This is a genomic window from Comamonas terrae, from assembly GCF_001544075.1.
In the GTDB taxonomy this organism is placed as follows: Bacteria; Pseudomonadota; Gammaproteobacteria; order Burkholderiales; family Burkholderiaceae_C; genus Comamonas; species Comamonas terrae.
In genome coordinates, this window is the sequence record NZ_BCNT01000016.1 from 77,259 (window position 1) to 96,095 (window position 18,837).

18 protein-coding genes are annotated in these 18,837 nt (G+C 66.3%); 17 read left to right on the plus strand and 1 reads right to left on the minus strand.

What is annotated here, in order from left to right:
• Window positions 1-271: 271 nt before the first annotated feature.
• The 14 genes from Cte04_RS17975 (at window position 272) to Cte04_RS18040 (ending at window position 11,432) form a co-directional block, all read left to right on the plus strand.
• On the plus strand, window positions 272-859 hold the full coding sequence (locus tag Cte04_RS17975; protein ID WP_066481719.1) for a hypothetical protein: 588 nt from the start codon (window positions 272-274) through the stop codon (window positions 857-859).
• On the plus strand, window positions 856-3,060 hold the full coding sequence (locus Cte04_RS17980; RefSeq protein ID WP_066481720.1) for a phage terminase large subunit family protein: 2,205 nt from the start codon (window positions 856-858) through the stop codon (window positions 3,058-3,060). Before Cte04_RS17975 ends, Cte04_RS17980 begins: the two co-directional genes overlap by 4 nt.
• The gene (locus tag Cte04_RS17985) at window positions 3,057-3,569 is read left to right on the plus strand and encodes a hypothetical protein (protein ID WP_174522948.1); all 513 of its coding nucleotides are present in this window, start codon (window positions 3,057-3,059) and stop codon (window positions 3,567-3,569) included. Before Cte04_RS17980 ends, Cte04_RS17985 begins: the two co-directional genes overlap by 4 nt.
• A 158-nt stretch (window positions 3,570-3,727) precedes the next feature.
• Window positions 3,728-4,477: a hypothetical protein gene (locus Cte04_RS17990; protein ID WP_066481721.1), complete on the plus strand. Its 750-nt coding sequence runs from the start codon at window positions 3,728-3,730 to the stop codon at window positions 4,475-4,477.
• Entirely contained in the window at window positions 4,477-4,716 is a 240-nt protein-coding gene (locus tag Cte04_RS17995) for a DUF6148 family protein (RefSeq protein ID WP_245633430.1), read from the plus strand. Before Cte04_RS17990 ends, Cte04_RS17995 begins: the two co-directional genes overlap by 1 nt.
• Window position 4,717: 1 nt before the next feature.
• Window positions 4,718-6,325, plus strand: coding sequence for a phage portal protein (locus tag Cte04_RS18000; protein ID WP_066481726.1), 1,608 nt, complete (start codon window positions 4,718-4,720; stop codon window positions 6,323-6,325).
• A complete protein-coding gene (locus tag Cte04_RS18005; protein WP_066481728.1) occupies window positions 6,322-6,606 on the plus strand; it encodes a hypothetical protein in 285 nt (94 codons plus the stop codon). Before Cte04_RS18000 ends, Cte04_RS18005 begins: the two co-directional genes overlap by 4 nt.
• Window positions 6,603-7,964, plus strand: coding sequence for a S49 family peptidase (locus Cte04_RS18010; RefSeq protein ID WP_066481730.1), 1,362 nt, complete (start codon window positions 6,603-6,605; stop codon window positions 7,962-7,964). The genes Cte04_RS18005 and Cte04_RS18010 overlap by 4 nt, the downstream gene beginning before the upstream one ends.
• A gap of 28 nt (window positions 7,965-7,992) precedes the next feature.
• Entirely contained in the window at window positions 7,993-8,352 is a 360-nt protein-coding gene (locus tag Cte04_RS18015; RefSeq protein WP_066481732.1) for a capsid cement protein, read from the plus strand.
• Window positions 8,353-8,388: 36 nt separating this feature from the next.
• A complete protein-coding gene (locus Cte04_RS18020) occupies window positions 8,389-9,333 on the plus strand; it encodes a major capsid protein (protein ID WP_157082115.1) in 945 nt (314 codons plus the stop codon).
• 2 nt (window positions 9,334-9,335) lie between these two features.
• Complete coding sequence (locus Cte04_RS18025) at window positions 9,336-9,788, plus strand: hypothetical protein (RefSeq protein ID WP_157082117.1); 453 nt, start codon at window positions 9,336-9,338, stop codon at window positions 9,786-9,788.
• Window positions 9,788-10,123 carry a hypothetical protein gene (locus Cte04_RS18030; RefSeq protein WP_066481749.1) on the plus strand — a complete coding sequence of 112 codons (336 nt, stop codon included), beginning with the start codon at window positions 9,788-9,790 and terminating at the stop codon, window positions 10,121-10,123. Before Cte04_RS18025 ends, Cte04_RS18030 begins: the two co-directional genes overlap by 1 nt.
• Window positions 10,120-10,578 (plus strand): hypothetical protein, encoded by a 459-nt coding sequence (locus tag Cte04_RS18035; protein ID WP_066481750.1) that lies wholly within the window; start codon window positions 10,120-10,122, stop codon window positions 10,576-10,578. Before Cte04_RS18030 ends, Cte04_RS18035 begins: the two co-directional genes overlap by 4 nt.
• Before the next feature lie 71 nt (window positions 10,579-10,649).
• Entirely contained in the window at window positions 10,650-11,432 is a 783-nt protein-coding gene (locus tag Cte04_RS18040) for a phage tail tube protein (protein WP_066481757.1), read from the plus strand.
• Here the strand turns inward: Cte04_RS18040 and Cte04_RS18045 are convergent, their stop codons facing one another.
• Window positions 11,433-11,615 carry a hypothetical protein gene (locus tag Cte04_RS18045; protein ID WP_157082119.1) on the minus strand — a complete coding sequence of 61 codons (183 nt, stop codon included), beginning with the start codon at window positions 11,613-11,615 and terminating at the stop codon, window positions 11,433-11,435.
• A gap of 19 nt (window positions 11,616-11,634) precedes the next feature.
• Here Cte04_RS18045 and Cte04_RS18050 point away from each other — a divergent pair, with 19 nt between their 5' ends.
• The 3 genes from Cte04_RS18050 to Cte04_RS18060 form a co-directional block, all read left to right on the plus strand.
• Complete coding sequence (locus Cte04_RS18050; protein WP_066481764.1) at window positions 11,635-15,588, plus strand: tape measure protein; 3,954 nt, start codon at window positions 11,635-11,637, stop codon at window positions 15,586-15,588.
• Between the two features lie 3 nt (window positions 15,589-15,591).
• Complete coding sequence (locus tag Cte04_RS18055; protein WP_066481766.1) at window positions 15,592-16,008, plus strand: hypothetical protein; 417 nt, start codon at window positions 15,592-15,594, stop codon at window positions 16,006-16,008.
• The coding region (locus Cte04_RS18060) for a hypothetical protein (protein ID WP_066481785.1) at window positions 16,005-18,837 on the plus strand (2,833 nt) is incomplete at its 3' end. The genes Cte04_RS18055 and Cte04_RS18060, both read left to right, overlap by 4 nt.

Here is an 18,837-nt window from a genome sequence, read left to right on the forward strand (position 1 = left end):
TCTCTAGGCGTGGCGCGGGTTTGGTGTTTACGCGCGCCCGTAACCGCGTAATCCATTGTTTGTTTTTTTATAAGAAAAGGAAAAAAGAGATGGAGAAGAGGCTGGTGCTGTCGAATGGCGGGGCTCCCTGCCGGGTGGCCGGCGCGGCCGTGCCCACCCCCCCGATAGGTACTCCTGGCGCATTGACCCACGAGGGTAATTCGACCCCCGCGCAGACGCTAGTGGCTGGTCTGCGGAAAAGTGAACGAACTGGTGAACGCTGGGGTGCAAAGTGAACGGGCGCGTCGAGCTGATCACCCAGGCCGAGTACGCCCGCCGCCGTGGCGTTGCCAAGTCCGCCGTGGCCAAGGCTGTGAAAGAGGGCCGCATCACCCTGATCGACGGCAAGATCGATCCCGCCGTGGCCGATATCCAGTGGGCACAGAACACCCGCGCCCGGGCCGATGCTGGCCGCGCAGCGAGCGAATCCAGCTCGGCAATGGGTGAAGCACCATCGGCCGCAAATAGCGCGCCACAGGCCCAGGAATCGGCTCCGGTCGGCGCCTCGAGCGGCAAGGATGACTACCAGGCCTTGCGTGTGCGCCGCGAGATGGCCGCTGTGGAGCGCGAGGAGCGAGAAAACGCCCGCGAAGCCGGCCTGCTGCTGGACCGCCGTGAGGTCAGCCGCGGCGTGTTCGACGCGTTCCGCGCTCTGCGTGACGAAGTCTTCAATGCACCGCAGCGCTCCGCGCCGCGTGTTGTCGGCCTGGCCGATGTCCGCGAGATCGAGCATGTGCTGATGGAAGAGCTGCGCAAGGCCTTCACCATCGCTGAGCGCCGCCTGCAGGATCTCATGCCCGAGAAACCGGAGGCCGCATGAACCTGGCTGACGGCTACGTGGTGATCGTCAAGGCTGCCATCGAGGGCTCGCGCCCAGATCCCGAGCTGCGCTGCGACGAATGGGCCGAGGAGTTCATGATCCTGCCCAAGTCCGGCCCGCAGCCCGGCCCGTTCCGCTTCGACCGCAGCTATCCGGCCAGGCGTGTGCACCAGGTGCTCTCGCCCAGCCACCCTTGCAAGCGCGTCGTGGCCAAGGTCGCCTCGCAGATGTTCAAGACGCAGACGGCCTTGAACTGGATCGGCTCGCTGGTTCACCGCCGGCCGCGCAACATCCTGGCCCTGGAGCCCACCGACACCCTGGTCAAGCGCTTTTCGGCCCGCGTGTCCACCATGATCCGCAACGTGCCCGTCCTGCGCGAGCGCGTGTCGGCGTCCAAGAGCCGCGATTCACGCAACACCACGCAGGCCAAGGATTTCCAGGGGGACGCAACCCTCTACATGAACACGGCGGGCTCTGCTGCCAACCTGGCCGAAGTCTCCGCGCCTTACATCTACGTCGACGAGATCGACCGCCTGGATCTCAACGTGGACGGGGAGGGCGACCCCGTCGAACTGGCCGAGGCCCGGGCCACCCAGTACGCCAACGACTGCAAATTCTTCTACACCTCCAGCCCGGGTATTGAAGGTTTCTCGAAGATCGACACCCTCTACGAGATGGGCACGCAGGAAAAATACTTTGTTCCTTGCCCCCACTGCGATCACCTCCATTCCCTGGAGCTGGAGAACTTCCGCTATGCCCGCGACGAAGAGACCGGCTTCATGGACCGTGCCTGGTTCGTCTGCCCGGAGTGCTGGTGCGAGATCGAGGAGCGCCACAAGATCACCATGCTGCCGGATGAAGCCGCAGGCGGCACAGCGCGCTGGGTCGCCACCGCCAAGGGCGACGGCGAAACCGTCAGCTTCACCTGCTCGGCGTTCTACATGCCCGTGGGCGCCATCACCTGGTTGTCGCTGGCCCGGCAGTACGCTCGCGCGAAGGACCGCCTCAAGCGTGGCGACCATGAGGCCATGCAGGTGTTCTATAACACCCGCCTGGGCCTGAGCTACAAGAACAGCGAGGCCTCCACCACGGCCGAGCAGCTGCGTCGGCGGGCTGAAGACTATCCGCTGCGTGTCGTCCCCGACGAGGCCCTGGTGGTCACCATGACGACGGACACCCAGCCCACGCGCCTGGAATGCCAGATCGAGGCCTGGGGGCCAGGCCTGCAGCACTGGGTGATTGACTACATCGTCCTGACAGGCTCGCCCGCCGAAAGCCCCGAGACCCCCGGCAGCGTCTGGCAGCGGCTCGACCAGCTGCGCCTTACACCCCTGATGCATGCCAGCGGAAGGCCCATCATGATGAGCGCCTACGGCATCGACTCCGCTGGCCATAACACCCAGGACGTCTACAACTACGGTCAGAGCCGCAAGCGCCTCAACTGCGTCATCCTGCACGGCTCCAGCCGCCCCAATCGGCCCATCATGGGAAGCACGCCCAGCAAGGTCGATATCGACTGGGGCGGCCAAAAGATCAAGGGCGGCGTGGAGCTGTGGACCGTCGGTACCGATGTCGCCAAAGACTGGCTCAACAACCGCATGCACCTGACCGAAGGCGAGGGCGCCATGCGCTTCTCGAAGGACTTGCCGCCGGAGTGGTTTGACCAAATGGTGGTCGAGCAGCCCCGCACCACATACCGAAAGGGCAAGCCGGTGCGCGAATGGATCAAGCCCAACGGAGCCCGCAACGAAGCGTGGGACGTCTCGGTCTACAACCTGGCCCTGGCCCATCAGCTCGGCCTGCACCGCTGGTCCCGCCTGGACTGGAAGCGCCTGCGCGACAAGCTGATCCCGCCCGTCCGTGATCTGTTCGCCCCCGTGCTGCCGCCTCCTGCAGATCCGTCACCTGCGCCGGTGGTCGCGCCAACCGTGGAACTGCCTGCTCCCCCTGCAGCACCGGCAGAGCCGGAGATGGCTCCACCAGCACCGCAACCGACACCCACGGCAGACCCTGAACCGGCGGCGCAGACCGTCCAGGCGTCTGTACCCCCGCCCGAACAGCCGTCCGCCGAAGCCCCCGCTCCGGCGCCAGTGGTCGCTCCGGCACCCACCGCCGCCCAGCAGCTGGCCCCCGTGCCGCTCGCCACTGCATTGAAACGCGCTCCCGTGGGGCGCCGCATACTTTCCCGAGGAATTCGATGACCGACAAGCACCTGCAAGACCCTGAAGCCATGCGCCTGGCCGCGGCAGCGCCCCAGGATGAAGAACTGGAGCCCATCCCGGGCCAGGAGCAGCTCGACCTCGACAATCTGTGCGAGCAATGGGTGGCCTGGAAGTCCACCCGGCGCTTTTACGGTCCCCCTGCAAAGATGGGCTCCATCCTCGGGCAGCTCAGCGGATCTCGCACGCGGGCACTCAAGACAGACGGCCCCGATGCGTACTGCAGCGCCGAGCTGGCGGCGTTCCACTTGGCCTACACATGCCAGCCGGACGCGCTGGACAAATGGGTGTTCGACCTCTATTACGTCCACCGCATTACGCCGGTCAAGACGGCCGCGGCAGCACTCAACATCAGCCGGCAGCATTTCTACCTGGTGCTGGGCGAGTTCCGCAAGCGCGTGCACGCGGCCTCTCTCGCTGTTCTGGAAACCAATCTGAAAAAGGGCGCCTTGTCAAACGAAAAAGTGTCAGCTCCAGATATGACACTTTAGTCCTCGACTCCATATGACACTTTGGCCCAAAATTCGGGCTAATTTAGGTAGGTCTAAAAAGTCCGCCTAGCCCGAAACACCCATCCGCAACCAAGGCGAAAGCGGTATCAGCCCCCTGTCTCCGAAAGGAGTCGGGGGCTTTTGTTTGGAAACTTCAAATGCTCAACATCTCGCGCAAAGGCCAGTCCCCGGCGGACATGGCGGCCTCCATGCGTGGGGTGCCCGCGCGCCTGATTCCCTACGCCACGGCCACGGCGCTCACGCGCATCGCCAAGCAGGCGCAGACCGAGGACCTGCCGCGCGAGATGCGCAAGGTCTTCGACAACCCGACCAGCTACACCTTGAACGCGCTGCGCATCGAGCCGGCCACCAAGGACAAACTGGTCGCCCGCGTCCTGGTCAAGACCAAGGACATGACCAGCGGCAACGCCCAGGAAAGCTACCTGCTGCCCGAAGTCGAGGGCGGCGCGCGCAGCTCCAAGCGCATGGAAAACGCCTTGCGCTATGCGGGTGTGCTGGGCGCCGCTCAATTCGTCGTACCGGGCGCTGCTGCCAGGCTGGATGCCAACGGCAACGTGCGCGGCGCCGATATCCGCACCATTCTTGCGGCCCTCAAGGGCCTGCGCGCCGTCAGCGCCACGCGCAGCCGCAGCGGCCAGAAGCTGCGCAAGGGCAGGCGCCTGGCCAATGACCTGTTCGTAGGCAAGCCCCGAGGCGGCGACCGGCCTGACGGCATCTGGCGCCGCGAAGGCAAGCGCCTGCAACCGCTCTTCATCTTCACCAACCAGGCGCCCAGCTACAGGCCGCGCCTGGACTTCGACGGCGTGGTCCAGCGCGTGGCGCTGGAGCGCTTTCCCGCGCAATTCGCCAAGGCCGTCGCCGCCCTGCAATCGAAAGGACGCTGGTAATGAGCGCCGCAGAACTCCAATCCTGGCAGGACCGCCTTGCCAGCTACCTGGCAGCCGAGAAGCGCATCCTCGACTCCCAGGAATACCAGATAGGGCAGGGCTCCACCGCACGGCGCAACCGCCGCGCCGAGCTGGAGCAGGTGCAGAACGGCATCCGCGAATGCCAGCAAAAGATTGCCGTCCTGCAGGCCGGCCAGAATCCCCGCGCCCGTCGCGTCATCCGTCTGCGCCCGTACTGATATGCAGCTCAATCTACTGGACAGGGCCATCTCTGCCGTGGCTCCGGCCTGGGGTGCACGCCGCGCCAAGAATCGCGCGCAGATCCTCATTGCCGACATGCTTGCCGAAACCACCGGCCTCAAGGCCATGGGCGCCGGCGACAGCAACGAAAAGGTCTCACGCTCCAGCCGCTGGTGGAACCCCAGCCCGCGCGATGCCCGTGCCGACACCCTGTCGCGCCTGCCGCTGCAGCGCGGCGCCTCGCGCGAGCTGGCCCGCACGTCGCCCATTGCCGCGGGCGCCATCAACACCAACCTCGACCGCGTGGTTGGTACCGGCCTGGCCCTGGTGTCCTCGCCCGCGCTGTCGGTGCTGGGCTGGAGCCCCGAACGTGCCCAGGCCTGGCGCGCCAAGGTGCATCAGGAATTCAGCCTCTGGGCCGACAGCACCGACTGCGACCTCGAGGGCGAACTCAACTTCTACCAGCTGCAGGGCCTGGTCCTGCGCAGCACCCTCGAATCCGGGGACTGTTTCACGAACCTGCCGGATGGCGAAACCAGCCCCATGCAGCCCTATGCCCTGCGCATCCAGGTGCTGGAGGCTGATCGGGTCGGCAATCCCCTGGGGGCCATGGACACCGCCACCATGGCCGGCGGGGTGCGGCTCAATGCCAGCGGCGCCGCCGAGGCGTACTACATCTACGACCAGCACCCGGGATCGCTCGCCGGCGTCAAGGGCAGCCCTTTCAAGGGCCAGTGGGTGGAGCGCCTGGGCAACCGCTCACGCCGCCGCCGCGTACTGCACCACTTCCGCAAGCTGCGCCCAGGGGCCGTGCGTGGCGTGCCTTACCTGGCACCCATCATCGACTGCATCAAGCAGATCGCGCGGTACACCGACGCCGAGATCATGGCTGCGGTCATCACGTCCTATCTGACCGTCTTCATCGAGACCCCCACGGGCGAGGCCAGCGCCGTATTCCAGGGCGACGACGCGGCGCCCGAAAGCGACCCCGGCGCCGAAATCGGCCTGGGAACCGGGTCCGTGGTGGGCCTGGCACCAGGCGAAAAGCCCCACATCGTCAATCCCGGCCGCCCGAACCCCAATTTCGAGCCCTTCATCCTGGCCGTCATCAAGCAGATCGGCATGGCGCTCAGCCTGCCTTACGAGCTGCTGCTCAAGCAATTCAACAGCAGCTACTCGGCCAGCAAGGCCGCGCTGCTGGACGCCTGGGTCTACTTCCGCGGCGTTCGCTACTGGCTCTCGCAGTCTTTCTGCCAGCCGGTGTTCGAGACGTGGATGACCGAAGCCGTGGCCATCGGACGGATCAAGGCGCCAGGCTTTTTCTCCGACCCGCTGCTGCGCTGGGCCTACACCCGCGCGGCCTGGCCCGGCGACTCCATGGGCTCCATCAACCCCAAGGACGAGGTGGCCGCCTATGTCGAGGCCATCAATGCCCGCCTTATGACCCGCGAGCGCGCGGAGTGGGAACTGTTCGGCTCCAGCTGGGAGGACTCCTACCAGCAGAAAAAGACCGAAGAAGACCGCATGCGCGCGGACGGCATCCTGCCCGTGCCAAAGGCCGGGGCTGCAGCACCTGTTCAACCACAAACCTCCAAGGAACCCGCATGAGCGACCTGCAGCCGCATTCGCGCGTCAAGTTCGACCCCACCGTCAACCTCGGCCATGTGCTCACCTTCATCGGCTTCATGACCGCCGGCATCACGGCCTACGGCACGCTGGACAAGCGTGTCTCGCTGATCGAATCCCAGGCCGCCATCGCCTCCAGCCACGTGCGGGACCAGGACAGCCGCCTGAAGGAAACCCTCTCCGATATCCGCGCTGACGTCAAAGACCTGCAGCGCACTGTCAACAACATGAGCCGCACGGTCGGCACGCGGAGCGCACCATGAATCTGCGCGACATGATCCAGGGCGCCTGGGCGCTCGAGCCAGCAATGCTGCGCGAGATCCAGGCCATCTACGAGACCCATCTGCGCGGCGAGAAGATCGACATTCCGGCGGTCGAGGCGCGCCTGGGCCGGCCCCTGGCCAGCGAACAGCAGGACTACACCGTCGACTCCGGTGGTGTGGCCGTCCTGCAGCTGTCCGGCGTCATGGCACCCAAGGCCAACCTGTTTGCGCGCGTCTCCGGTGGCATCAGCACCCAGCTGGCCGCCAGGCAGGTCGAAAGCGCCATGGTGGACCAGCGCGTCAAGGGCATGGTGCTCGTGCTCAACTCCCCCGGCGGCAACGTGCTGGGCGTGCCCGAATTCGCTCAGACCATTTTTGAGGCATCCGCCCAGAAACCACTGGTCGTCTTTTCCGACGAGCAGATCCTGAGCGCCGGCTACTGGTCGGCCAGCGCGGCCAATGCCATCTACATCAGCTCCAACGTGGTGACTGTCGGCTCCATCGGTGTGGTCATGGACCGCACCTACGAGCCAGGCGCGGCAAAGCGCCAGGAATCGGTGGCTGCGGGCAAATACAAGCGCATGGTCAATGCCGCCGAGCCCTTGTCCAAGGAAGCCCGGGCCGAGGTGCAAGCCGACGTGGACTACGTCTACACCCTGTTCGTCGACGACGTGGCGCGCTTCCGTGGCGCTACCAGCGAGCAGGTTCTCGAACACATGGCCGACGGCCGTGTCTTCCGCGGTCAGAACGCAATCAACGCAGGCCTGGTGGACGGTGTTTCCACCCTGGACGACCTGGTTGCCCGCATGGCCGCAGATCCCTCCCAGTTCGCCAAGCGCCGCAAGGCCGTCTTTGCGCTGGGCTCTCCCTCGTCCCCAAGCGCCGGTGCTGCGCCCAAAGACTCAACCCCCGACCGTGAGGAAAAAACCATGGCTGACAACACTCAGCAAGCCCCCATCACGCGTGCGTCTTTCGAGCAGGACCACGCCCCTCTGTTTGCCCAGCTGCAAGCCGAATTCACCGCCCTGGGCGCCAAGCAAGAGCGCGAGCGCATCCAGGCCGTGCTGGCCGTGGGCGATGGCCTGCCGGGCCATGACGAACTGCTGCAGGGCCTGGCCTTCGACGGCAAGACCTCTGCCGAAGCGGCCGGCATGGCCGTCCTGCAGGCCGAAAAGACCGCCCGCGCCGCCGCCGTGGCAGCGCACCGCGAAGAAGCGCCCCCGGCGCAAAAGCCCAGCACCGCCCCCGCCAACGGGGCCAAGACCGAGGACGAGAAGGTTGCAGAAGCCCAGGCCTTCGCCAAAGAAAAAGGCGTTTCGCTGGTCGCGGCATTGAAGGAACTGGGCTACGCCCGCTGATCCGTAATCCACCCATAGGAGTCAAGCCATGATGCTGTCCTGCATTCCCATTCTCACCCTCACGGTGCCCGCCGATGGCGCCCTGGCGGCTGAGCGTTTCGTCACCAAGGCCGGCGCCTATCCCGCGGCCGGCGGCACGGTCTTCGGTGTCGGCCGCACCAGTGCGCGCGCCAAGGGCGATCTGGTCCCCGTCGATGTGCTGGGCACCACCATCGTCGAAGCCGGCGCCGCCATTACCGACGATGCCCCGCTCATGGTCGACGCGGAGGGTCGTGTCGTGCCCCTCACGGCCGGCAAGGTCGGCGTGGCCAGGGCCATGGGCGCCGCTGCTGCCGCCGGCGACCGTATCGAAGTGCTGCTCACCCCGTCTGCCGTCCTGGTGGCCTGAGCACCGCTCCCCATCACCCCATAACCGGAGAATTCCATGCCCCAAATGGCCCCCAATGAAGCCGCAGTCATCGATCCCATCCTCACTGCGGTCGCCCGCGGCTACGGCTCGCCCAATGCCAAGATTGCCGACATCCTGTTTCCCCGCGTCGATGTGACCAGCCGCTCCGGCACGATCATCGTGTTTCCGCCCGATGCCTTCCAGCTCGTGAACTCGGCCCGCGCGCCTGGTGCAAACACGAAGCGCATCCGCCTGGGCTACGGCAAGGGCAAATACTCCCTGGTGGATCACGCCCTGGAAGGCGAGGTGCCCATCGAAACCGAGGAAGAGGCTCAGACCGTGCCTGGCATCGATCTGGGCAGCCACGCCGTCAATACCGTGCAGGATGTCATGGGCAACGAGCGCGAGAAGCTGGCGGCAGATTTGGCGCTCAATCCAGCCAACTATGACAACGATCACAAGGTGATTCTGTCGTCTACCGATTTCTGGACGAATTCCGCCAGCAATCCTTTCGAGGTCTTGAATGAAGGTCGTGAGGCCATTCGCAAGAGCACCGGCAAGAAGCCCAACGTACTGACGCTGAGCCCCAAGGCCTTGCTCGCCCTGCGCAATCACCCGAAGGTCATGGACCGCATCAGCATCACTGTGGATCGTGTGCCGGCCAGCATCGAGCAGCTGCAGCGCCTGTTCGAGATCGAGCGCATTGTCGAAGGCGAGGCAACTTACCACGACGGCAAGGAATTCCAGGATATGTGGGGCCTGGACGCCATCCTGGCCTTCACGGTGCCCAAGCCCCAGCAGCAGCGCGGCTCTCCCAACTACGGCTACACCTACCAGCTCAAGGATCGGCCCAACGTCGAACAGCCGTACTACGAGCGCAACCCCAGGACCTGGTTCTACCCGGTCAATGACGCCTATCAGCCTGAACTGGTCGGCGCCTCGGCCGGTTTCCTGATCCAGAACGCAGGCAAGGGAGCGTAACCATGGCAAGGTACACAGTCAAAAGCGTAGTGATACGCGACGGCAAGCGTGTTCCCACCGGCGCAACGCTGGAGCTGACAGCAAGGGAGGCCGAGGATCTGGGCGCAGCGGTGCAGATCTTGCAGCCCTCGTCCGAAGAGCTGCAGGCAGAAGACGCAGCAGATGCTCGCCTCAAGGCCGAGATACGTGCGCGTGAAGAAGCCATATCCCGCGCCGAAGCTGCCAAGAGTGAACTCATCGAGCTTCGCAGCCGCTTCGAGACCGAGATCCGCACGCGCGAAGAGGCGCTGGCGGCAGCCGTAGCCCGTGCCGAAGCGGCCGAGAAGGCGCTGGCGGAAGCCACTGCCCCTGCCAAGGCAGCCGAGAAGGTGCCGGAGCCCGCACCGGCCCAGGCCGATGCCGCGGCCCCGCAGGACGCCAAGGCCGGCAAGGGCAAGACGGGTTCGCTGGTCTGATGCTCGACCTCGACCACGACATGCAGGCCGTCTTCTACTGCTCGGATTTCGCCATGCGCTTCAAGCGCTTGCGGGCCGGCGTAGAAGATCTGGTGCTGCAGGGCATCATCGGCGTGACCGATGCCGAGGCCCTGGAAGGGCATGCGTCGACAGTCTCGCGCACCCTCCAGTGCCCGGCCACGGTGGACATGCGCCCCGATGACGTCCTGCAGCTGCTGGAGGCCGCCCCGCAGCTCGGCATGGCCGAAGGCGAGCGCTTCCGCGTTCTCGATGTACCGGAGCGCATCAACGACGGTGCCGAGCAAGTGGTGCTGCTGGGGAGTGCCTGGTCATGACGCAGTCGGCTGACAAGTTCCCCCGGGGCGTCCCGTTCGAGATGGGCCAGATCCTGATCGAGGCGCTGCGCAAAGATCCCGAGCTGGCCGGCGCCAAGGTGCTGGACAACCCCGAGCGCGCTAGCGACCTGCAGGACGGCCCGCGCATCGTCTTCCTCGAGGACCAGCGCGACACGCCCCTGGAGCAGCCCGGTCAGCTGCAGCAGCGCATCTACCACTTCAGCGTAGGCGTCATCGCCCGCACGCAACTCGCCAGGGCGCAAGCCCACGGCGACTACCGTCTGGTCAAGCGCATCCTGCGCAATCGCTGCATGCCGCTGATCACGGCGGCCGGCATTCGACTTGACGGCTTAGGCTTGCAAGAGGGGGCGGTGCATTACCGCCTTGAAAACATCGACGTCGGGGGCTCCCTGGTCCTGGGCGCCTTCACTATCCAGTACCGCGATCCGAGCTGACCCTCGGAATTTGTTTCACCCGCCCGCCCGTGACAACACCGGCGGGTTTTTTGTTTCTGAGAGGAATAGCAATGTCTGCTACCAATACCGCACGTGCCATTCTGGGCGCCGGCCTGGTGACCCTCAATCTGTGGGACACCACCAGGCAGGTCTATACCGGCTTTGGCGATCCGCTGGACGCCGACAAGTTCGAGATCAAGCCCAACTTCGAGGAAAAAATCTCCGAGTCCCGGTCGCATCTTGACTACGGCCAGGCCCGGGCCTCGGTGGTGCTGCCCAAGCCCACCGAGCTGACCATCGAGCTGTCGGCGGCCAGCATGGAAGCGATGGCCATGCAGTTTCAGGGCATCGTGCAGGCGCTCACGCAAAGTGCCGGCAACCAGAATGCCACCGATTTCACTGTCACGTCCCTGGGGGTGTGGCTGTCGTTCGGCAAACGCAATCTGCACAGCGAGGGTTTTTCCATCACGAACGAAGGGGCCACCACCACCTTTGTCCTTGGTCAGCACTACGAAGTCAACTGGATGCGCGGCGAGATCCGCTTCCTGGCGGTCGATGGCGCGCCAGCCAAGGATGAAAAGGTCAAGATCGCGGCGAGCTGGAGCGCGGTCGACGGCAAGAAGATCCTGGGCGGCCGCGTCACCCAGGTGCGCTGCCAGGCCCGGTTCGACGGCCAGAACATGGTGGACGGCAGCCCCATGGAGGCCGATGTCTGGGAGTGCGTGCTGGGCGCCAACAATGGCTTCGACTTCCTGGGCGGGGATTTCTCTCCCACCACGCTGACCGGAAAGATCGTCACCCCGAAGGGCAAGACAGAGGGCTACGAGATCCGCTTCCCCGGCGTGACCGCGTAATCAGCGCTTGGGTGCGGACGTCTGTACCAGCCCCATGAGCAGCAGCACGGGCCATCCCACCACCACGGTGGCGATGGCCCCGGCCCCCAGGGCCATCATGCGCTCGGAGTCCAGCAGCAGGCCCAGCAGGGCCAGCGGCAGGCCGGCGCAAACCAAGACAACACACCAGAAAAATCCCGACATTTCGACTCCGAGGCAATAAATGGCTGACCCCAAGATCAAATACGACATTGAGGCTGCAGTCAAGGGCGCGTCCGATGCCGACGCGCTGGCCACGGCCGTCAAGAATGTGGGCGACCTGCTCGAGGGCGATCTCAAGCAGGGCGCCCAGGAGGCAGCAGCCGCGCTCGAGGCGCTGGGCTCCAAGCAGCGGGCGCTTTCCAGTTTCGGAGATCTGCGCCGCGAAGTGCAGTCGCTTTCCACCGAGCTGGACGCCTCGACCAAGCACGTGGACAGCCTGGGCCGAGAGCTGGACACGGCTGCAGCCAAGACCAAGGAACTGGCGGCGGCCGAGGCCACTGCTGCCCAGGCGACGCAGGCCAGCCAGCAGGCGCTTGCCAGCAAGCGCGCCGCACTGCGCTCCCTGCGTGACGAAACCGGCTCCTCGGCCCGCCGTACCGACGAATACCGTGCCGCTGTCGACGGCCTGAAGCAGGGGATCTCGGCCGCATCGAAGGAGCTGAAGGAAAAGCAGCAGGCCCTGTCCCTTGCCGCCCGCGCCGCGCAGCAGGGCGTGAATGCGGAGGCTGCGCTGCGCAAGGAATACGAGCTGGCCATCGGCTCGGCCGCCAGGCTGTCTGGCCAGCTGCGCACCAAGAATGCCGCCCTGCAGGAATCGCGGTCTGCGCTGGAAAACATGGGTCTCAGTACCGCCAACCTGGCCCAGCAGGAAAAGGCCCTGCAGGCGGCTGTCGCCCAGCTGCGCGCCGAGGTCCTGGCCATGGTGCCGGCCTACCAGCAGGCCGCCAATGCCTCCACGGCATCCACCCAGGTCCAGGCGCAGAACCAGCGCACGCTACGCGAGGGCATGACCTCCATCAGCGTCCAGCTGCAGCGTGTGCAGCAGATCGCCTCGGCCGCGCTGGCCGGCAGCTACTTCGGCGGCCTGATCAAGGACGTGGCCACCACGGCGGATGCCTTCAAGAATCTGGAGGACCGGGTCAAGCTCGCCACGGGTGCTGGACCGCAATTCGAGCGCTCCATGGCCGGCGTCGAGGCCGTGGCGCTCAAGACCTATACCAGCCTGGAGTCTACCGGCACGCTGTTCACGCGCCTCGCCAAGGCCTCGGAAGAGGGCGGCATGGCCGCAGAGCAGGCGCAGCGCCGTGCGCTGAGCCTGGCCACCACCATCAACCAGAGTACGCAGCTGGCCAGCAGCTCGGCCCAGTCCTCGGCCGCGGCCCTGCAGCAGCTGATCCAGGGCCTGCAGTCCGGTGTGCTGCGCGGCGAAGAATTCAACAGCGTCATGGAGCAGGCGCCTCGCCTGGCACAGGCCCTGGCCAACGGCCTGGGCGTCACCACGGGCGAGCTGCGCAAGCTGGCCGAGAGCGGCTTCCTGACGGCCGAGACCGTCATGCGGGCGCTGGAGAGCCAGTCCCAGACCGTGGCGCGGGAGTTCGAGAGCCTGCGCCCCACCGTGGGCCGTGCGCTTGAGAACCTCTCCACCCAGTGGTCCATCTACGTGGGCCAGGCCGACAAGGGGCTGATCAGCACCGAGAATGCGGCCAAGGTCATCAACGCCCTGGGCAACAACCTGGATCTCGTGGTCAGCACGCTGACCGCGGCCGGCAAGGCCTGGGCGGCCATCAAGATCTCCGGCCTGGTCGCGGATTTCACGCGCTGGGCCACGGCCACCTTGTCCGCCACGAAGGGGCTGGAGGCCAATACGGCCGCGGCCGGCCGCAATACCGTGGCGCAGCAGGCCAATACCGCGGCCCATGCACAGAACACGGCGGCCCAGACGGCGAATACGGCCGCCACGGCGGCCAATACCGCGGCACGCGCCGCGAATGCCAAGGTCTGGGGCGAGATCGGGGCCTTTACGCGCGCGGCTGGAGCTGCGCAAGCCAACGTCAATAGTGCTGTCAACGCTGGCACGACGGCTATCGTAGCCAAGACAGGTGCGCTTGGTACGTTAGGAAAAGGCTTGCTGGGTGCAACCAGGTTGTTGGGCGGCCCTGTGGGGTTGGTCGTAAATTTGGTTTTGTTCCGCGAGGAGCTGAAGCGTGGCACTCAAGCAGTCACAGACTGGGTCTTCAGTTTCACTCCTGCGGGTAAGCAGCTGCAGGCAGCTGAAAAAGCATTGCGTGATCAGGAGGCTGCGCTCAAGGCTAGTACCGAAGCAGCCAAGATCCACGCCGAGAGCATTCAGCGCAATGCGGCCCTTTACGATGCAGCCCGCAGCCGCATGTTCGACCTGGGCAAGGAAGCTACCGGCATGGTCGCCAAGTTCGACCAGCTGCGCCAGGGCGGCGACAGCGCAGCCGATGCCATCGCCAAGATCGGCAAGGACTTCGACCTCTCCAATGCTGCCGGCATCCGCAGCGCCACGGCCGTTCTGGACAAGCTGGTGGCTGATGGCAAGCTCGCCGCCGGCGAGTTCGATGCGGCCTGGTCGACCATGCTGGCCGGACAGGACCTGGCCAAATTCGAGGTACTGGCGCGCCAGGCCTTCGCCAGTGCCGGCCGGGAAGCCGAGAAGCTGAGGCAGCAGATCGACGACGCGGTAGCCAAGGGAGCCCCGCCGGAGGTCGTCGCAGGCCTGCGTGAACGCCTGCAGGGCGCCATTGCCGCGGCCGGCCGCGAATCCGAACGCTTGGGCGTCATGATGGACCAGTCGCTGCGCGAGGCCGTGCGCCGCACCGGCCTGGACTTTACCGACCTGCAGGGGCGCATCACGGCGATCTCGCGCTCCGCGATCAACGACCTGGACGCCGTGGTGGGGGGCCTCGACAGGCTCAAGGCCATGGGCGTCGACACCGGCCGCGTGCTGGAGGCCAGCTTTGTGAAGGCCATCAACACGGCCGACAGCGAGCAGGCGCTCACCGAGGTGACGAGCCGCGTCGAAGAGCTGCGGGGCAAGCTGGGCGAGCGCGTGGCCAATGGCCTGCTCGACCAGGCCAAGGATAAGCTCGATGCCCTGAAACAGGCCGCGGACGCCGCCAAGCCCGGCATCAACAGCCTGGCAGAGGCGCTCACGCAGCTGGGTGTGAAGACCGACCAGTCGCTCAAGGACGTGGCTGCCAAGTCCAAGGAAGCCTTCGATTTCGCGGCCGACTCGGGCAAGGCCAGTGCCCGCGAGCTGTCCGAGGCCTTCAAGAAAGCCGCCGAGGACGCGATTGCTGCCAACAAGGGCGTGGCGCCCGAGTGGGTCAAGGCGCAGGCGGCCGTGCGCGGCTGGCGCGTCGAGGTCGACCAGGCGGGCAAGGCCACGCTGGTGTCGGTCAACGACGCCAAGAAAGCGCTCGATGGCCTCAACGGATCTGCGGGCAATGTCGGCCGTGGCTTCGCCAGCATGCGCGACCAGGCCGTAGCGGCCCTGCAGGCCATGGGCATCGCGGCGGACCAGGTCTCCGAGAAAGTCCAGCGCCTGGTGCAGGACGGGCAGATGCTGACGGCCGCTTTCGAGCAGCGCAAGGAAAACTGGGGCCGCGAGATGGACGCCAGCAAGTTCATGAACCGGGGCAACACCAACCCGGTGGACCAGGTGCCCACGTTCAACAGCCGCGCCGAGGGCGAGGCCTGGTGGCAGGCCTGGACCGAGCGCTACCAGCGCGACAACCCCTTCAGCGTCAAGAGCGGCGGCCAGCTCGGCAACTACATGTACGACCTGACCAAGTTCGAGTTCGACCGGGAAATGGACGCCCTGGCCCAGCGCGAAGCCATGGAAAAGGCGAGGGCGGATGCTCAACGCGGCCAGGTCGGCGCTCCCGGCGGTACGGGTGGCACGGGCGGCAAGCCTGGCGCGCCGGCCCCTGCGCCGGCGCCGGCTCCTGGCGGTGGCGGCCAGCAGGTCGATCGCATCGTCAACCTCTATATCGGCAACAGCCAGGCCTATCCGGTGCCCACCAACCAGGCAGGGCAATGGGGCCTGGAGAGTGCCAGCCGTGAATTCATGCGGCAACTGGAGCTGGCGAAGCAGCAGACAGGACATTAAACGATGCGAATCATTCTGACCTCGGGCGGCACGGCCATAGACCTGCCGCCCGATCTTGTATGGGCGGACGAGCTGGGCTGGTCCGCCGTCGCGCAGAGCACCAAGCGCAGCGCGTTCCAGACGCTGATCGTGAGCGCGATGGCGCGCCAGGGCGGCCGTCCGATCACGCTGCAGGGCGAGGGCAACAGCGCCTGGATCGACCGCGCCACGCTCAAGACCATCAAGTCCTGGTCGGAGGTGCCAGGGCTGCGCATGCAGCTCGACATCCGCGGGGAGATCTTCACCGTCATCTTTGACCATGGCGACGCCGAAGAAATGCGCGCCCTGGCCATGCAATCCGTCATCGACTACGCCGACAAGCAGGACGGCGACTATTACTGCAGCCTGGTGCTGCGCTTTCTGGAAGCAAGCGAACTATGAGCATCAAGCAAGGCGATATCCAGCTGATGGCCAGCCGCGTCATGGACGACGTGCCCGAGGGCGGCGGCGGCCCCTCGGCAGTCGTCATCGAGGACGGCAAGAGCAACGCCCTCATGCCCGACATCAGCGAATCCGACCGCGCCCGGGGCCGTGTGAACATGCGCCAGACCCATGTGGCCGTGCGCACGGCAGACACGGACACCTACATGGGCAGCAACGTGATCGTGGCCGAGCCGCCGGCCGACCCCAATGTGTCCGTCACGCTGTTCACCACGGGCGGCGTATACGACACGCGCTCCCTGGCGCAGTCCCGGCTGGAGGCGTACCTCAACAAGGGCGCGGAATGGGCCGGCTACCTGTACGAGAACCACATCAAGGGCCAGCGCGTCATGCAGATCTTCCAGCGGCCCGGCACCGAGCTGCCGGCCGTGGGCAAGACGCTGGTCCTGGTGGGCAACGAGGGTTTGCCCAACGAGCAGGAGCAGTACGTGCGCGCCATCCGCGTCACCAGCGTGGAGCGCACCTTTACGTATGACGTGGACAAGGACTACAAGGCCATGGTCGTCACGGTGGAGCTGTCGGATGCGCTGCGCTACGACTTCACCGGCTCGCCGGCCAGCCGCCAGTTTACGCGCCTGGCCAACAGCGCCCATCTGCGCGATACGGTGGTGGCCGACGCCGGCAGCTATGTGGGCGTGACGCCGCTGCAGCGCGCCGCCGCCCTGGGCGACTTCACCATCCTGGCCAAGACCATCTTCACCCAGCTCGTGCCCTCGGCGCAGAGCGAGACGCCCATTCCCGCGGCGATCCCCTACGCGGCGGCCGGCTTCCCGATCTCGGCGGCCGGCGATGTGAGCTTTGTCACGCAGCAGGACTGGAGCACGGCCACCAGCCTGGCACTGCCCGGCGGCATCAAGCCCGGCTCGCTGCGCATTACCGTGGGCGGCGTCACGTTTGCGGACGCGGGCGGCCTGCTCATGTCCGGCACGCAACAGATCGGCACGGTGGACTATGCCAACGGTGTCGTGACTTCGAGCGCCGGCAGCTACGGCGGCAGCAAGGCCATCGCCTACCGCCCCGCAGCCTATATGCAGCGCATCCCGCAGTCCAGCGAGATCCGCATCACCCCCGAGACCCGCAGCCAGTCCTATGTGGGCTTCATTACGCCCGTGGCCGCGCCCGGCACGCTGTCCTTCAGCTACCGCGCCCAGGGCCGCTGGTATGTGCTCTCCGACGCCGGCGACGGCGCGCTGCGCGGCACCGACTCCAGCTTTGGCGCCGGCACCTACAACCCGGACACGGGCGCCTACGTCATCACGCTGGGCGCGCTGCCCGATGTGGGCAGCTCCATCGTCATCCAGTGGGGCGTGCCCACTCAAGAGACCGTGCATCCCGTCACGGACCTGCAGATCTCCCAGACCATTGCGCTGCAGCTGCCGGCCGGCCAGGCCCTGTATCCGGGGTCTTTCGACATCAAGTGGATGGATGGCGCCACGCAGCGCACGGCCACTGCCAACAGCGCCTGGCAGCTGCAGGGCGACGCCACGGGCGAGGTGCGCGTGGGCCGGTCCCAGGTTCTGTTTGCGCCCAAGCTGCTGCCGGCCATCGGCACCGTGCTGGACGTGACGGTCGATACCGCCCCGGCCGCAGAGGTGACGCTGCAGCACCCGTCGCGCAACGGCCAGGGTCGCCTGGCCGTCTCGGCGGGGCAGGGCGGCCTGCAGCCCTTTACCGTCGAAGTGGAGTGGGGCACCCTCACGGACCTGGCCGTCCTGGGCACCTACACGCGCGCCCAGCTGCAGGAGATGGGTATCAACCCCGTCGACCCCGCGCAGCTGGCGCGCGACGACGGCGCGGGCAAGCTGATGCTGGGCACTTTGCAGGTCGGCACCGTCAACTACGCGGCAGGCACGCTGGACTTCAATCCCGACGTCACGATCAAGGTGCCCAAGCCGCACTACAGCGCTTACGTGGCCTCGGGCAGCAACACTTTCCTGGGCGACTCGCGCCTGTGGCGGCTCAATTACGAGCGCATCGAGTATGTCGATGCCCCGTCGCTCTATCCCAACGACGAAAGCGGCTACGTCAAGATCCGGTTTCGCACCACCGGCAGCGCAACGCGCCGCACGCTGCAGGTGCCGTTCGCGCCCGAGTTCGACCTGGTGCCCGGCGTACAGGCGCCCGTGGTGCCAGGCTCTGTGCTGCTGATGCCGGCCAGCGGGCAGCCCTGGAGCGACAGCGCCGGCGTGCTGCGCGTGCTGACCGCCGGCGGCTTTGTGACGCGCGGCACCATCAACTACGCCACGGGGCGCATCGCGCTCACCTCGTGGACGCCCGGCAACGCCAACACGCTCGCCCGCGTGGGCTGCATCACCACGCTGGGCGACGCCGTTTCCAGCGCCTATGTGTTCCGCACGGCCGCTGCGCCGCTGCGCCCGGGTTCGCTCACCGTGCAGGTGCCTCGCACGGGCGGCGGCTCGCAGAACGTCACGGCGGCCATCGACGGCACGATCTCCGCGCCCGGCGTGACCGGCACGGTGGACTACGAGACGGGCCTGGTGCGGCTGGGCTTCGGTGCCCTGGTCACAGCTGCAGGCAACGAGAGCGAGCCCTGGTACAACCCGGACAACGTCCAGCCCGACGGCAAGATCTTCAAGCCCCAGCCGGTGGTGGCCAGCGCGCTGCGCTATGCGGCCGTGGCGTATTCGTACCTGCCGATGAATGCCGACCTCATCGGCATCGACCCCGTGCGCCTGCCGAGCGACGGCCGCGTGCCCATGTTCCGCGCCGGCTCCATGTGCGTCATCGGCCACACAAAGACCAGCGCCC

Bases quoted from the DNA above. Each gene is read 5' to 3' on its own strand.
- Cte04_RS17980 (WP_066481720.1), top strand. From the start codon at position 856: ATGAACCTGGCTGACGGCTACGTGGTGATCGTCAAGGCTGCCATCGAG.
- Cte04_RS17985 (WP_174522948.1), top strand. From the start codon at position 3,057: ATGACCGACAAGCACCTGCAAGACCCTGAAGCCATGCGCCTGGCCGCG.
- Cte04_RS17990 (WP_066481721.1), top strand. From the start codon at position 3,728: ATGCTCAACATCTCGCGCAAAGGCCAGTCCCCGGCGGACATGGCGGCC.
- Cte04_RS17995 (WP_245633430.1), top strand. From the start codon at position 4,477: ATGAGCGCCGCAGAACTCCAATCCTGGCAGGACCGCCTTGCCAGCTAC.
- Cte04_RS18000 (WP_066481726.1), top strand. From the start codon at position 4,718: ATGCAGCTCAATCTACTGGACAGGGCCATCTCTGCCGTGGCTCCGGCC.
- Cte04_RS18005 (WP_066481728.1), top strand. From the start codon at position 6,322: ATGAGCGACCTGCAGCCGCATTCGCGCGTCAAGTTCGACCCCACCGTC.
- Cte04_RS18010 (WP_066481730.1), top strand. From the start codon at position 6,603: ATGAATCTGCGCGACATGATCCAGGGCGCCTGGGCGCTCGAGCCAGCA.
- Cte04_RS18015 (WP_066481732.1), top strand. From the start codon at position 7,993: ATGATGCTGTCCTGCATTCCCATTCTCACCCTCACGGTGCCCGCCGAT.
- Cte04_RS18020 (WP_157082115.1), top strand. From the start codon at position 8,389: ATGCCCCAAATGGCCCCCAATGAAGCCGCAGTCATCGATCCCATCCTC.
- Cte04_RS18025 (WP_157082117.1), top strand. From the start codon at position 9,336: ATGGCAAGGTACACAGTCAAAAGCGTAGTGATACGCGACGGCAAGCGT.
- Cte04_RS18030 (WP_066481749.1), top strand. From the start codon at position 9,788: ATGCTCGACCTCGACCACGACATGCAGGCCGTCTTCTACTGCTCGGAT.
- Cte04_RS18035 (WP_066481750.1), top strand. From the start codon at position 10,120: ATGACGCAGTCGGCTGACAAGTTCCCCCGGGGCGTCCCGTTCGAGATG.
- Cte04_RS18040 (WP_066481757.1), top strand. From the start codon at position 10,650: ATGTCTGCTACCAATACCGCACGTGCCATTCTGGGCGCCGGCCTGGTG.
- Cte04_RS18045 (WP_157082119.1), bottom strand. From the start codon at position 11,615: ATGTCGGGATTTTTCTGGTGTGTTGTCTTGGTTTGCGCCGGCCTGCCG.
- Cte04_RS18050 (WP_066481764.1), top strand. From the start codon at position 11,635: ATGGCTGACCCCAAGATCAAATACGACATTGAGGCTGCAGTCAAGGGC.
- Cte04_RS18055 (WP_066481766.1), top strand. From the start codon at position 15,592: ATGCGAATCATTCTGACCTCGGGCGGCACGGCCATAGACCTGCCGCCC.